At 40.7% G+C, this 15516-nt stretch carries 11 protein-coding genes; 5 read left to right on the plus strand and 6 right to left on the minus strand.

Annotation, left to right across the window (positions count from 1 at the left end):
- The 5 genes from WN50_RS03640 to WN50_RS03660 all read left to right on the plus strand — a co-directional run.
- The coding region (locus WN50_RS03640; protein ID WP_049557911.1) for a tetratricopeptide repeat protein at window positions 1-1409 on the plus strand (1409 nt) is incomplete at its 5' end.
- 76 nt (window positions 1410-1485) lie between these two features.
- The coding region (locus WN50_RS03645; protein ID WP_235440823.1) for a hypothetical protein at window positions 1486-1707 on the plus strand (222 nt) is incomplete at its 3' end.
- Between the two features lie 335 nt (window positions 1708-2042).
- Window positions 2043-4609, plus strand: a 2567-nt coding sequence (locus WN50_RS37335; protein ID WP_425354777.1) for a glycosyltransferase, incomplete at its 3' end; no start/stop codon positions are given.
- Window positions 4610-5559: 950 nt separating this feature from the next.
- A complete protein-coding gene (gene wecB, locus WN50_RS03655; RefSeq protein ID WP_046278684.1) occupies window positions 5560-6645 on the plus strand; it encodes a non-hydrolyzing UDP-N-acetylglucosamine 2-epimerase in 1086 nt (361 codons plus the stop codon).
- Window positions 6646-6692: 47 nt separating this feature from the next.
- Window positions 6693-8003 (plus strand): D-glucuronyl C5-epimerase family protein, encoded by a 1311-nt coding sequence (locus WN50_RS03660; protein ID WP_160315343.1) that lies wholly within the window; start codon window positions 6693-6695, stop codon window positions 8001-8003.
- 149 nt (window positions 8004-8152) lie between these two features.
- Here the strand turns inward: WN50_RS03660 and WN50_RS03665 are convergent, their stop codons facing one another.
- The 6 genes from WN50_RS03665 to WN50_RS33180 all read right to left on the minus strand — a co-directional run bounded on the left by WN50_RS03665 (window position 8153) and on the right by WN50_RS33180 (window position 14786).
- A complete protein-coding gene (locus WN50_RS03665) occupies window positions 8153-9154 on the minus strand; it encodes a methyltransferase domain-containing protein (protein ID WP_082172286.1) in 1002 nt (333 codons plus the stop codon).
- A 12-nt stretch (window positions 9155-9166) separates the two neighbouring features.
- Window positions 9167-10339 carry a DegT/DnrJ/EryC1/StrS family aminotransferase gene (locus tag WN50_RS03670; protein WP_046278681.1) on the minus strand — a complete coding sequence of 391 codons (1173 nt, stop codon included), beginning with the start codon at window positions 10337-10339 and terminating at the stop codon, window positions 9167-9169.
- 20 nt (window positions 10340-10359) lie between these two features.
- Entirely contained in the window at window positions 10360-10938 is a 579-nt protein-coding gene (locus tag WN50_RS03675) for an acyltransferase (protein WP_046278680.1), read from the minus strand.
- A complete protein-coding gene (locus WN50_RS03680) occupies window positions 10931-11875 on the minus strand; it encodes a Gfo/Idh/MocA family protein (protein ID WP_046278679.1) in 945 nt (314 codons plus the stop codon). The genes WN50_RS03675 and WN50_RS03680 overlap by 8 nt, the downstream gene beginning before the upstream one ends.
- Window positions 11872-13203, minus strand: a complete 1332-nt coding sequence (locus tag WN50_RS03685; protein ID WP_046278678.1) for a nucleotide sugar dehydrogenase — start codon at window positions 13201-13203, stop codon at window positions 11872-11874. The genes WN50_RS03680 and WN50_RS03685 overlap by 4 nt, the downstream gene beginning before the upstream one ends.
- A gap of 128 nt (window positions 13204-13331) precedes the next feature.
- On the minus strand, window positions 13332-14786 hold the full coding sequence (locus WN50_RS33180) for a putative capsular polysaccharide synthesis family protein (RefSeq protein ID WP_235440824.1): 1455 nt from the start codon (window positions 14784-14786) through the stop codon (window positions 13332-13334).
- Window positions 14787-15516: the final 730 nt, after the last annotated feature.

Genomic DNA, 15516 nt, shown 5'->3' on the forward strand with positions numbered 1-15516 from the left:
ACTTGGGGGAAACGCTGTGCAAGTTGGGGCGGTTGGATGAGGCGGCTGAGGGTTATCGGAAGGCGGTGGCGTTGAACCCTTCGGCGGCTTGGTCTCATTTTAATCTGGGTGAGGCTTTGGAGAAGCTGGGGAAGACGGAAGAGGCGATCGCATCTTATCAGCAAGCAGTACAGTTGAATCCGAAGTCTTCTCTTCTTCAAAAGACAGGGGATAAAGTTGCTAAGGGTTCAATGCAGATTCGTCGCTTAGTTGCAACCCGAGTTATAGAAAAAATATGGAAGCCTAATTTTATTCTAGATTCGTATATTTGCCAATCTCAGGAAAACTTTGCTAAAACAAAAAGGAAAAGTATTAATACGATCGTAATTTTAACTTGTGTCTGGAAACGACCTGAGTTAGTCAAAATTGTTTTATCTTATTATTCGCATTTGAAGAGAGAGTTAGCCGGTAAGATTAAACTGGAGCTTCTAGCTGTGGGTTCTGAAGGTAAGACTTCTCGACATCTTTGCAAGCAATGTGGATTTGATTATGTAGAGTACGCAAACTCCCCTCTAAGTGCCAAGTGGGAGTACGGTTTAAACCAATGTGCTAGTTACGATCCTGATGCAGTAATTGTAGTCGGTTCAGATGATCTAATTTCTCAGAGTTTGATTGAATTTTATAATATTAAGCTTCAAGAAAATTTAGTATTTTGTGGGTTGAAGGATGGATATTTTTTTGACCTCGCCAATGAAAGCTTAATTTTATGGACGGGATACAATGTTCGGGCTGATCCTACACGAGTTGGGGAAACTATTGGGATGGGAAGGTGCTTATCTAGAACGCTGCTAGATAAGTTGGAGTTTAGTATATGGAGGGGATTAGATATAGATCGTGGGCTTGATGGTGCTATGACTCGAAAACTGGTACAACTTGGTTTGCAGTTTTTGGAGTATGATGACTGTGTGATAGCTCAGATAGGCGATCACACTTTAAGAATAGGTCACTGTGGATTTAAAATGGCGGAGATTGGAGCTTATGCAGTTGACATTAAGGTTTCGGAAAACATTACACCACTTGAAAGATATTTTGAGCGTGATGCAAATACCCTAGTTGTTCAACCCCAACCTTGGATGATTTTTGGGAAATACTTTCCTCATCAAATAATTGATCAACTGAAAGAGTTAGCTATTGTAACCAGTAAGGGTCAGACGAACGGAGAAGAGTGCAAAGAATTTAAAGGGTTACAGCAGATGGCTACCTCATCTGAAAACTTCAAAAAAGCACAAACTTCTCCAGTTGTAGATGTAGAAACGGAACTACGTCAGGAAAATGAACTTCTTCTATATCAACTCGGCGAAGTTCAGGATGAGCTAGAAGAGTATTATCTGAAATACCAGAACTTAAAAAATCATGTAAAATTATCATGATTTTGCTTCTGCAAGTGATGGACAATATGATCTGATTTCAACCAATTAAATTATTAAGAGAAGATACGGAAAAGCAATGGCAGTTTTTTTTGACAAAAAATACATAAGAAATTCAAGATATTCAATCGCTATGATTGTTGCTAATGCAGTTCAGGGCGATTCAAGGGTTTTAAAAACCGCTTTCAGCCTTAGCAAGCATGGCTACCGGGTGCATATTTTAGGTTTAAATATCGTTCCTGAAACGCATATTATTGATGGCTATCCCTTCAAAATTACATTGATAGCAAACCCTAGATTTNAAAATACATAAGAAATTCAAGATATTCAATCGCTATGATTGTTGCTAATGCAGTTCAGGGCGATTCAAGGGTTTTAAAAACCGCTTTCAGCCTTAGCAAGCATGGCTACCGGGTGCATATTTTAGGTTTAAATATCGTTCCTGAAACGCATATTATTGATGGCTATCCCTTCAAAATTACATTGATAGCAAACCCTAGATTTAGAATGAAAAAGGAGAGGGTTTGGTGGATTACACCAGATACTCCCAACATTTCTCTTTTTATTGATCGAATGGTAGCAGCTTTCCTTGATGCTATCCAAGGAGAACATTATGACTTTCTGCATACTCATGATATGTATGGTTTGCCAGTAGGCGCTAAATTACGAGAAAAGTGCAAGATTGGAGAAACAGGGTGGATACATGACCTTCATGAGTATGTTGAAGGGTGTACAAATCTTCCTGAAGACACACGGGCTTTTCTTTGGGAGCAAGAAAAAGATCATATCGTCAAGCCCGATGCACTCACAACAGTTTCTCCAATCTTGTCAGCTATTATTTCCGCAAAATACAAACTGCATCCCCCATCCCTTGTCTTGAACACCCCACGTTTGGGTGATTTTGACCAATTCTATCCTAAATCTCTTCGCCATGCACTTAGCATTGAAGATAGAATTCCATTGCTAGTTTACAACGGTGGCGTAAAACCTCCACGCGGTGTTCAATATGCAATAAACGCTTTACCTCTTTTACCTGATGCACACCTTGCCCTTGTAACCAATTCTACTGGCGAATTTATTGATGAGCTATTCAGCATTGCTAAAAATAATGGTTGCGAAAAACGTCTTCATATCCATTCTTTTGTTCCTCACTACGATGTTACATCTTTTATTCGTGATGTTACTGTGGGAATTAATCCTGTAACTATATATGAAAACTCAGACCTAGCCTTACCTAATAAGGTCTTTGAATATATCCATGCTGGTGTCCCAGTTGTAAGTACGGCGACAACAGCCATGAAAGACTTTGTAGCCAAGCATGATTGCGGTGTAACATTCCCTGCTGGAGATGTTGAAGGCTTTGCTGATGCTGTAAAAAGAACCCTCTTACGCTATCCTAAAGGTCTTCTGAATGCAGGACAAGGCTCCAAATTAGCGCAACAATATTGCTGGGAAGAACAGGAAAAAGTGATCTTTCATTTATATGAACAAATAATTGCTAAAAATAGCCTAGTCTCAGAGAGAATACCTGTTTATGCTCTTGAACCAATACTTCATTTGCCTATTCATGGAGCAAATCAACCTGGGACAATATCAAGAGCAATTAGCAAACTTGGATTCACGGCCAAACATGCTGCATTAGGTAAGAACAATTTTCGATATAAACACGATGTTTCTATTGCAAGCCAAAAAAACTCTATCTTGGCAGTTAGTTCTTATTTTCAGAAACAGGAACTTAGCGTATATAATACATACCACTATCATACTCGAACACTTTTACACGATAAATATTTTAATTATCCTGCCGGATTAGATTTACTCCTATTGAAAGCAATGGGAAAACGGGTTTTTTACCATTTCCGTGGCTCAGAGATTCGCCTGTCTTCAATTTTTAAAGAAGCTACTCCATACAACTACGTCGATGAGCAGTTATCCGGTATTGACGAAACAATGCCTTTTTGTTTTGACGAGGCAGATCAAAGAGCATTTCGTAATTTTGTGTTAGGAGTGTGTGATCGCGTATTTGTTAATGACCCAGAGGTGCAATGCTATGTTCCTAATTCGCTGATTGTCCCTCGGTCAATTGATATTATGCAACTAGCTTGCGGACAGCCGAAAAGCATAGGGTCGATTCCATTAATAGTACACGCCCCATCTCGGCCAGAGGTCAAGGGTAGTCAATATGTGCTTAATGCAATTGAACAATTAAAACAGGAAGGATTTTCCTTTGAATTCACATTGGTGCAAAATATGCCCCATGAGGAGGCTATGGCAGTTTATCGTAAGGCATCAATCATTGTTGATCAGCTTCGTATAGGTTGGTATGGAGTGCTGGCTGTAGAAGGAATGGCTATGGGAAAGGCAGTTGTTTCATATATACGCAATGATTTGCGCCATTATTTACCATATCCACCACCACTAGCTTATGCCAATCCTGAAAATATTGTTGATGTCCTTCGCTATCTTTTGTTAAATCCTGATGCTGTTGCCAGCTATGGTGAGGCGGGACAAAAATTTTCTAGAGAATACCATAATGCAGATACCATCGCCAAAAATTTAATTGATATTTATCGTCAGCCAATTCAGCCCATTGATCCTGTGGCGGTCGCCAATTTCATTGAGTTTCAAATGGGTAAAAAATCTGGTGGCGATCAAAAAGATAACATCAACAACAATCAAATTAATAGTATAACAGATAGCAATCTTGATGAATTTTATCTTTTTCATCAAAGAAAAGGAGATGAATGCCTTGCCAAAAATGACTTTGAATCAGCGTTTACTCACTATAAACGATCCCTGGAATTAAATCCAAATAATTTTTTATTAATCTCTAAAATTGCTGATTATTCAACCCAAAATTATGTTAACGTTAAATTTGATAGTTTACTAAAAACTGCTCTTCACAAAGCATTAATTAATGTTGGCAAAACTGGCAGTGTATATCATCTTTTTGACAGCTTAAGTATTACTCGAAGTAAACTGATGCGTGCAAAATTAGCTGCTTTCAAGCCATCTATTAAAATTAGCCACTTAAACAATAGTTTAATAAACACAAATAGACAACGCAAGAAAATTATCTTGCTAACCTGCATTTGGGCTAGACCTGAACTTACAAGAATTTTCCTTGATTATTACCGGAGTTTAAAGAAAAATCTGCTTGACCAAGTTGATTTAACAATGCTTGCGGTAGGCTCTGAAGGTGANAGACAACGCAAGAAAATTATCTTGCTAACCTGCATTTGGGCTAGACCTGAACTTACAAGAATTTTCCTTGATTATTACCGGAGTTTAAAGAAAAATCTGCTTGACCAAGTTGATTTAACAATGCTTGCGGTAGGCTCTGAAGGTGAAAAATCTCGCCAGCTTTGTGAACAATATGGATTTGAGTATTATAACTTTCCTAATAATCCGATAAGCGATAAATGGGAATATGCTCTCCAATTAACTAAAAGCTATAACCCAGATGGAGTCATTATTATGGGTTCAGATGATTTTGTTAATGAACAGCTGATCTTGCACTATATACAATTTTTAAATGAAGGTGTTCTTTTTGCAGGTCTTACAGATAGCTATTTTTTTGACCTTCAATCAACCGAATCCCTTGTTCACTGGAAAGGTTATGGTGCTAAGATCAAAGACAATGGTATGCCGGAACGTCTTGGGGAAACGATTGGTACTGGCAGGTTAGTTTCCAAGAAATTGCTAGAAATGCTAGATTACTCAATATGGAAAGATCTAGAAATCAATAAACACCTAGAGATCCATGTTACGCATAAGTTAAACGAAATTGATATGCTTCCTGTCAAATATCAACATAAAATTCCTGTTGAGATTGATGGTAAGTTTTATTACTACGGACATCTTTCTTTAACTATGGCAGAGCTAGGAGCAGTCGCCGTTGGCATCAAATATCCTAAAGGTAACTTAAGCCGAATAACTAATTATCTTACAAGTGCTGATGCTGTAGAGAAGATCAATGATCCTTGGTTGTTTTTAGAACAGCATTTCCCCAAAAAAACAGTCGATCAACTGAAGGACTTAAGTCATTTGATAATCCGCAGTAGTTGAGGGCAAAAGATCTAGAGAAAAAACGAAGGATAAATTTTGCTAGGGTTATTAGCTAATTTATTAAAAATTAACATTAGGTAGTGTAATGCAACTGATAACAATCGTTGGTGCTCGTCCCCAATTTATTAAGGTAGCCACAGTATCCCGCAAGTTGCGTCTAATCTCCGGAGTTAGAGAGATACTCGTACACACGGGGCAGCATTTTGACCAAAATATGAGTGAGGTATTTTTCGATGAATTGGAGATTCCCAAACCTGATTTCAATCTCGGCATTGGTGGCGGGAGTCATGGTCAGAACACGGGTCGCATGATTGAGGGGATTGAAAAAGTCTTATTGAAGGAAAAGGCGGATTATGTCCTAGTTTTTGGAGACACCGATTCAACCTTGGCGGGAACTCTGGCGGCTGTCAAGCTGCACATTCCCGTTGTTCATATAGAGGCAGGCTTGCGATCCTTTAATCGGCGTATGCCCGAAGAGATTAATCGGGTTCTTACAGATCACGTTGCCAGCTTACTTTTTGCCCCGACGCAGACAGCAGTGGATAATTTACGCAAAGAGGGCATTTCCGGATCAAAGGTGCAAAATGTGGGAGATGTCATGTATGACGCAGCACTTTTTTACGCATCCAAGGCTCAGGAAAAAAGCTGCATTCTGGAAAAATTAGAACTGAAACCAAAACAGTTTATTCTATCCACAGTACACCGAGCTGAAAATACTGATGATCCTGGAAAACTGAACTGTATTATGGAGAGCTTGAATTTGATTGGACAGAATATGGAGGTTGTCGTCCCGCTCCATCCCAGAACTAGGAAGCAACTGGCTCATATAAATTTCACCCCTCAGCCTGGTCTTCGGTTGATAGATCCTGTCGGATATTTAGACATGGTAATGCTCGAAAAAAATGCAGTAGTCATTGCTACAGATTCAGGTGGTGTACAAAAAGAGGCGTTTTTTCACCAAGTCCCTTGTGTGACACTTCGCCCAGAAACCGAATGGGTCGAACTGCTGGATCTAGGATGGAATCGTCTGGCTGACCCTAACTCCACTGATGCCATAGTCACAGCAATCGAGGAAGCTGGATCATCAGCACCGTTGTCTGGGCTAAAGCCTTATGGCTCTGGAAACAGCGCAGAGCTAATATTGACCCGCCTTATAAGCGTAACTTCCTGATGTATATTAAACAGTACAGACCTTTTCTAATAATGGATATTAATCCCATGGTAGATTTAGATGGTAATTCAGCAGCGAACACACAGTTGATCGTCCCTCCAGGAAGTGAGGAATTGTTTAGGTTTTACCGGATGCAGCTTCTACCAGATGGGTTCCCCGGTGCTACGCCGATAGGTCTAGGTTTACCGAATGCCTCCGTTCAGCCCCATCCTTTGTATGGTGTCTACCTGATTCGTATGTCTTTAGATGCCTGGGAAGCCCAAGGTGAAAATCAGCTTTTGCAGCAAGCAGTTCGAGCAGGTTACGCTGCCATCAACCGGATGGATTGGCGCAGCGAAGCCTTAATCTTCATCTACCCCCAAAACTCGGCTTTCAATCGACTGAATAGGGATTACTATTCGGCACTCACTCAAGTCAAATACGTTACTACTTTCTGGCGTTTATACTTAATTACTAAGGATGACCTCTTCAAGACAGCGGCTGATGCTGCTTTTTCTAGCCTAACGATCCCGATTGAAGAAGGCGGGGTCATGGTTCGCCGACCAGAGGGCATCAGCTTCGAGGAGGCTCCTCATCCGGTTCCTACCTTTATTCTCAACGGCTGGCTATCAATACTTGAAAATATATATCGCTTTGCCAAAAAAGCGAAATCTAAGAAGGGTTTGCAGCTCTTTCATAGCAGCATAAGCCTTTTGAAAACACTGTTACCCTATTATGATATGCCAAAGTTCAAGACCTCCCGCTACGCCTTGGCAGGTTCAGTTCCTTTTAAGCTGCAACTCTCCCACAATGCTCGTGTTGTAAGCGGACTTCTTGTTACTCCGCACGGAATTAGTGTTCCATTCGAGATTGGCAAGCCGTCCGAACGATGGTCAATTGGGCTAGACAAGACGACTGGAGAAATTAGTGGTAACTTCGTTTTTCCCATTGATTCTATTTTCAAGATGACACGGATTGAGTTAACAGTCGAGAGCGATTATGAGGGGACAATCGAATTCCTTGCTCCACCGATCAGCTATAATCCGTTACGAGGCGCACAATACCATAAGGACTTCAGGCGGCAGAGGATTAGCCCGTTGGCTATTGGTACGAATAACGTCGTCTTCAAGCTGAAGTCAAAGCCCTACGAGATTTCTGCTTATCCAACGAACTTCAAGAAAAAGATTGCTGGCAAACACTACAATGTCTACCACTTCATGCACATCAAAAGCCTTCGGCAACTGCATCAGATTACTGGAGATTCGGTATTTAAGAATTATGCTGACAAGTGGTTTGAGTATACGCGACATTGGCCGTCTATGCAGATATACCAACATAAAAATATCGAGCTGAAGTGTCCTCCTACTATGCAGATCTGATATTTATGTGCCTCACGGCTGTGTTCTAATAGACACGTGGAATTAAAGAAAATTTATGCAAAAGCAGGCATTACTGAGTTTTTGGTTGCCCTTGGCAAGCTCAATTAACACTATATACATAAAAATAAAATTATACAGCCTATTTTTATTCAACTCTCTATTTTACCTAATTTAAGCATGGCTTTCTCTAAATAATTAGATGCCAAAATTAACCCAGGATGGATTGTGAGAGCTTTTTTAAAGTAAATAGTAGCCTCATAATGCAGATTGTAGTTAAACAATGTTTTACCTATCAAAAAATGGCAAATAGCCGATTTTTGATTTAATGTTATAGCCTGATGAAAATAGGCTAACGATTCTAAAAGTTGACCATTTTCTGCTAAAGCTTCAGCCAGCACTTGGTAGGATAAGTAGCTCTTTGAATTGAACTCCAAGTTTTGATAATAGATTTGTATAGCAACTTCCAATTTCTTTTCTCTTTTATATTTATTACCCACTTGAATTAATTTTTCGGGCCGATCAAAGCCGACTTTTCTGCCCATACACAAATAAATTTTATTTTTCTTGACTTTGCAAGTGTAAACACTTTCTATTTTTATCAATCGCTCATAGCGATTTTTAACCTCCTGCAAAGAATCGAACCATCTGACGTGACCCGCACTATCATAAGAAGGAACACTAAACACAGTCCATGTGCCTGGTGGAATTTTACTAATTAATTCTAAATCAAATGAAATATGTTCTAAAAACTCATACATAGTTACGACTAAATTGTTTTTTTTGGGAAAATCAAAATCTCGTAAGTTTTGTTCGTAGAACTTAAACCTATCATCTTTACCAACCAAAGACTTAGCCATGTTAATTGCTGCTTCTGAAAAATCATAACCTTCATACTTTTCCAGAGTATCTAAATGTAAAGCTAATAAAGAAGCAAAATGACCAGGACCACAACCCAAGTCTATAATATGTTTTTCTTGAGATACACAATTCTTGATTCGATTAATACCTTCGCACCAAACTTCATAATAATATTTAATTTGTTCAGGTCGTCTCTTGTACTTTTCAGAACTACTATAAATGTTGTTATAAAAATGCTGATCTTTCTCTTCCCCCATCGTTTTAGCCTTGCATAATCTAAATGTTTGAAACATTATGGATATTCTTTAGTGAACTTTACTGGATAACAAGCTCACCTGAATTTCACCAACCACCCTCTCAATCACATCTTCCTCCAACTCCGGCCAAATCGGTAAACTCAACACCTCCTGAGCCGCCAAATCGCTCACCGGACAAGCCTCATACTGCCCTTTATAAACAGGTAACTGGTCTTGTGGCACAGGATAATAGATCATAGTCCCAATCCCCTGCTCTGCCAAATACGCCTTCAAGCCATCGCGCTTTCCGTCAGTCACCCGCACCGTGTACTGATGAAACACATGACCCTCGACTAACCCCGGAGTCACCACACCCTCCACATCCGCCAATAACCGATTATAAACCTCAGCCACCCGACGCCGACCCTGATTCCACTTATCAATATATTGCAGCTTCACCCGCAACACCGCAGCTTGGAGCGTATCCAACCGGGAGTTATATCCCACAACCTCATTGTGATACTTTTTCTTGGCTCCATGCACCCGCAACATCCCAGCGACTTCAGCGATTTGCTCATCATCCGTGACAATCATCCCCCCATCACCATAACCCCCCAAATTCTTAGACGGGAAAAAGGAAAAAGCCCCCACATCACCAATCGTACCCGTCGCCTTGCCACTAATCGCCTCCCGTGTCTGTTCCTGACAAACACAATCCAACTGACACTGACCCGCATACCTCGCCCCAAAAGACTGGGCGCAATCCTCAATCACCTTTAAACCATGTTCCTGGGCAATCTCCCTAATTTGTCCCATCGCGGCAGGTTGTCCATACAAATGCACAGGCATAATCGCCTTGGTGCGGGGAGTAATCTTGGCCCGAATCTGCTGGGGGTCAATGTTGTAGGTACTCCCGTCAATATCCGCAAACACCACCTTCGCCCCGACGTTATTAATCGATTCCGCCGTCGCAAAAAAAGAAAAAGGAGTGGTAATCACCTCATCCCCTTCTCCAATTCCCGCAGCCCGCAAACCAATCACCAAAGCATCCGTACCCGAATTCACCCCAATGGCATACTTAACCCCCAGATAAGCCGCCACCTCCTGTTCAAACTCCTTAACATCAGGCCCCATGATAAATTGACTCGACTCAATCACCCGATTGATAGCCGCCTGAATCTCCCCTTTAATACTGTCGTATTGTGGCTTCAAATCCAAAACCGGAATCTTAGTCTGACTCATTTTAAACAAATCTCCTCACTCTAAACTTGTTCAATTTCCACAGCCGAAATCTTTCGATATTTCACGCCAATCGAATCAACGGCGTACCCCTCAGCATCAAACTCCAACACATCCCCATAGGCACTCATCCAACCGATGAGTTTAGCCGGAACCCCCGCCACCATTCCGAATGCTGGAACATCCTTCGTCACCACCGCCCCCGCAGCAACAAAAGCGCACTCATGCAGGGTTATTCCGCAAACAATCGTGGCATTCGCCCCAATACTCGCCCCCCGTTTAATTACAGTCGTTAAATAATCATCACTGGTATTGCGGGGAAACTCAGAACGAGGCGTTTTAATATTAGTAAACACCATACTAGGGCCACAAAACACATAATCCTCCAGAATAACCCCCTCATAGAGAGAAACGTTATTCTGAATTTTGCACCCATTCCCAATCACAACATTATTCGCGACAAAAACATTCTGCCCAAAAGAACAGTTTTTGCCAATTTTCGCTTTGCCCATCACATGACAAAAATGCCAAATCTTAGTGCCTTCTCCCACCTCAGCCCCATCATCGACATAGGCTGACTCATGGACAAAATATTCAGCCATGTAACATCTCCGTCGCTTTCTCTAAAATATTGACCACCGCCACACCATTCCACCCATCAGAACGGGGACGTTTTCGAGTTTGAACACAGTCTAAAAAATGTTCACATTCAATCTTCAACGGTTGAGTATCTGCCACTTCCACCTCATAGCTTCCCTCATCCCGATTGTTAAAATTCTCATCCACGCCCTTATCATAAACCGTGATTTTTTGCAAGACCTCATCATAAACCAGCATTTGCTTTTCCGCAATTACCACCGTCGTTCTCGTTAATAAAGGCCAGTACCAAGAACAGTGAATGTGAGCCGTTTTTCCGCCTTCAAACTCCAAGTCAACATGAACATTATCTTCTATTCCCGACTGCAACATCGCATGACCGCTTGCTTTCACCCGAGTCAGCGCTGGCTGTCCCAATAAGTCCAACACTACAGAGATATCATGGGGAGCAAACGACCACCAAACGTTTTCTTCTCGCCGAACTTTCCCCAATTTCACCCGTTGCGTTGAGACGTGCAACACTTCTCCAGCTTTCCCCGTCGCCAAATAGTCCCGCATCCAGCTAATCGCAGGTTGATACAGCAGGAGATGACCAACCATCAATATCCGAGACTTTTCCTCAGCATATTCCGCCAAGTGTCGGGCTTCAGACGCTTGTAAAGTCATCGGCTTCTCAACAAACACATCCTTACCCGCCCCCAATGCAGTCAGGGCCAACTGATAATGAGTTGGGGCGGGAGTCGCTAAAACCACTGCGGGTATATCGGTTTCTAACCCTTGGTTATATTCTTCATAAGTGGGAACATCCAGATAAGTTTGAGCAATTTGCTCTCGTAACGATGAGTTAACCTCTACCACTCCGGCCAAAGCGCCCAACTGATAAAAGTTTTTGACCAAATTCCGGCCCCAATTTCCCGCCCCAACGACAATAACTTGATTCACAGCAACGTCACCTTTTCCCGATTACAGTCTAAATGCCGAGTGACACCCCGCGTATCCAGAACGGCCTTTGCCTTCTCAACCACATGAACATAGTCAATCTGGCTATGATCGGTGGCAATCACAACTAAGTCTACAGCCTTTAGGGTCGCTTCTGTGAGTTCAACTGAGGACAATGTACAATCTCCCACTTGAATTTCCGGCACATAGGGGTCATGGTACATCACTTTGACTCCATCTTCTAAAAAATAGCTGATTACTTCAATCGCTGGCGACTCTCGCCAATCTCCTAAATCCTTCTTATAAGCCGCTCCCATCACCAAAATTTTAGCTCGACTGGGTGCAATCCCCTTGTGATTTAGAACTCGCCAAGCTTTCTGGCGGACAAACTCGGGCATTTTTCTGTTGATTTCCCCAGCCAAAGCGATAAAATGGGTGCTGAAATTAAATTCTTTGGCTTTCCATTCCAAATAGTGGGGGTCTAAAGGAATACAGTGTCCACCCACTCCAGGGCCAGGATAAAAGGGCATAATTCCAAAAGGTTTAGTATTAGCAGCATCTAATACTTCCCAAACGTTCAGGTTCATACAATCACAGAGCATTGCCAACTCATTAACCAAGGCAATATTAACCGCCCTGAAGGTATTTTCAAAAACCTTAACCAACTCCGCCGCTTTCGCACTGCTGACCGGAACAACGTGTTCAATGGTTTGGGCATAGAATAAAGTAGCCACCGCTAATGAATTGGCATCGGAAGCTCCCACAACTTTGTTGGTGTTTTTTGTGGTATATCTTTTATTACCCGGATCGACCCGTTCGGGAGAGTGAGCTAGGAAAAAGTCTTCTCCCTGTTTTAGCCCACTCACTTCTTCCAAAATTGGTTTCATTACTTCGTCGGTGGTTCCGGGGTATGTGGTCGATTCCAAAGAAATTAACTGTCCCGGCCGTAAATGATGAGCAATTTCATTTGTTACATTCTCAATATAGCTTAAATCCGGTGTCAGGTTCTTCGTTAAAGGGGTGGGGACACACACCACAATCACATCTGCATCTGAAATCGGTTCAAACGTGGTAAAAGCCCGCAACTTTCCACTTTCAACCGCTTGCTTTAGCTCCTCATCTTTGACATCACTGATATAATTTTGGGCTTGATTCACCTGTTCAGTTCTCTGGGGGTTCTGCTCCACTCCTAAAACCTGAAAACCAACTTTGGTTTTTTCCACAGCAAAAGGTAAGCCCACATATCCCAACCCCACAATTCCTATAATTGCTGTCCGATTTTCAATTTTGTTTTTCAGTTGATTCAATACAACTTTTTGATTGTCTATCATCGCTTTAACATTTATTCAAAACCCAATTTATATTACCATAAAACTTGATCGTTAAAACGTCAATCCTATTGATATTGTTTTCGGTAAATTTTTGTTTGTTATTTTCAATAATGCCTATACCTAGCGAGTTATTTTGATTGATAGACTTGATAAAACTCATCGATTTGTTCCCATCTGTAAAAGTGTTTTGTATATCGAGAGCCAAGACATCTATCCAGATATTCACGACTTACAGATAATTTACTCCTAAATTTTAAATATTTACGATTGTACCATTTTTCGCTACTTAAAATTTTGTTTAAAAATGGGACTTGTTTCAAATCAAAAAACTTGTTGATCAGATTTTTCTTTTCGGAATCTGGCAATTCAAATTGCATTACTAAAATGTGATATTTTTGGTGTATATATGTTTTCCATCCGAGCGCAGAAAAGGATGTCTCATAAATATCCAATCCAAACCAATCTCGAAACTTTTTATCAACCTCAGTTAAATAAAAAGCAGGATCAAGACTGAGAAACTTATCAATCATATCATTAATATCTATATCATTAATTTGCATCTTAGTCAATGCGGGATAATGTTTTTCTATATTGTTAAAGAAACCAAAAATATTCACTTCAATAGGATTTCGGACAAGACAGATTACTTTTAGGTCTTGATTTGATCCGTTATTGAATATCCAGAAATTTTCCCAATAATCTTCTTGACTCAAGTTTTGACCGATAGACTGTTGATTTGAAAACTTAATCTCAATCTTATGGATAGACGAACAAACTGTTACTACATCTTCCAGAGAAATGTACCGATATAGTAAGCGTTCTTGATCTGAATTTTTAGAGCTTATACTCAATATATTGCTCCGCATTTCTCCACGCAGTACATTGGCTTTTTGATGATGAGGAATAATATCTGTTAAACTTTTTAAAGCCGTAATTGCATCATTTATTCTACCCAGCCTCGCCAAACTCACAGCCTTTCCGTAATACAACCCGACTTGATCAGGACGAAAAGCAATACACTCTTCAAACAATTGAAAAGCTTCTATATTCTTACCTGTATTCAGTTTCTCTAAAGCTTGCTTTCTAATCCCATGAAAATACTGTCTGCCACTTAATCGATGATGATCTATTACTCTCTCTGCTTCCGAATCACGAACCAATTTAGTCGGATGATTTAAGGGGAACGAAACCGCTTCTAAAGGGATATTTGCAATTTCATCAAACTCTTGATTTGTATGGGCTGCATCAACTCCAAAACCAAGATTAGAAATTAAATTAACATTTGACCCCAGACACAAACCCCGATGTAAAAAACAGGTAAAAGTCCACGCCCATCCCCAAGAATTAAACCCCTCATAAACCAGGTCAAAAATATTTGACCAATACTGAACAGCCCGTTCATTTACCAGCAAATCATCTAACCATTTTGTGTCTCGAAGTTGGGGCCATAGTTTCAGACTGCCATCATACAATTTCCAGGCTCTACGCCAAGTTGCCCATCCCCAATAAAAACTATACTGAGAAAAATAATAACTAGAATCTGTACACTGATAACCGTGCGTATTTTCTCCAGTAATCTGCATCACCTGAGTCTCATCCCGATATCGTTCCAACAACTCCTGGCAAAAGTAAAAAAACGTCGGGTCAGGTACACAATCATCCTCTAAGATAATCGCTTCTTCTACCAAACTAAAAACNCCGTGCGTATTTTCTCCAGTAATCTGCATCACCTGAGTCTCATCCCGATATCGTTCCAACAACTCCTGGCAAAAGTAAAAAAACGTCGGGTCAGGTACACAATCATCCTCTAAGATAATCGCTTCTTCTACCAAACTAAAAACCCAATCTAACCCACTAGATACCCGTTTTTTACAGCCCAAATTAATATCAGAATAATTCGTTAAGACTTGACAATTCCAGTCTACCTGCTCAATAATTTTTCGAGCGGCCATACATTTTTCAGCTTCCCCTGGTTTATCTAGACGTGGCCCATCAGCAATAACGAAAAGTTTAGAAGGCTTAACTTGACGGATCACCTCAAAAACTTTTTGCGTAGTATCTGGACGCCTAAATATAATTAGAACAACAGGTGTTCTTAGTTCCATAACGGTTCTCAGTTCAGTACATTACCGAAGTTGAGCGGAAAGCCCCAGTCTTTAGACATGGGGATGGATAGCGAACAATTAATATTGTTATCCGGGGAGTTGTGTTGTAAAATTATACCATGATTGTACGAGAAGCAAAGTTATTAAACGGTTCCAAGTCTCAATACTCAAGACTTGATGATGCCATAAGAACTGCTCAATTCATCAG

The sequence above is a fragment of the Limnoraphis robusta CS-951 genome, assembly GCF_000972705.2.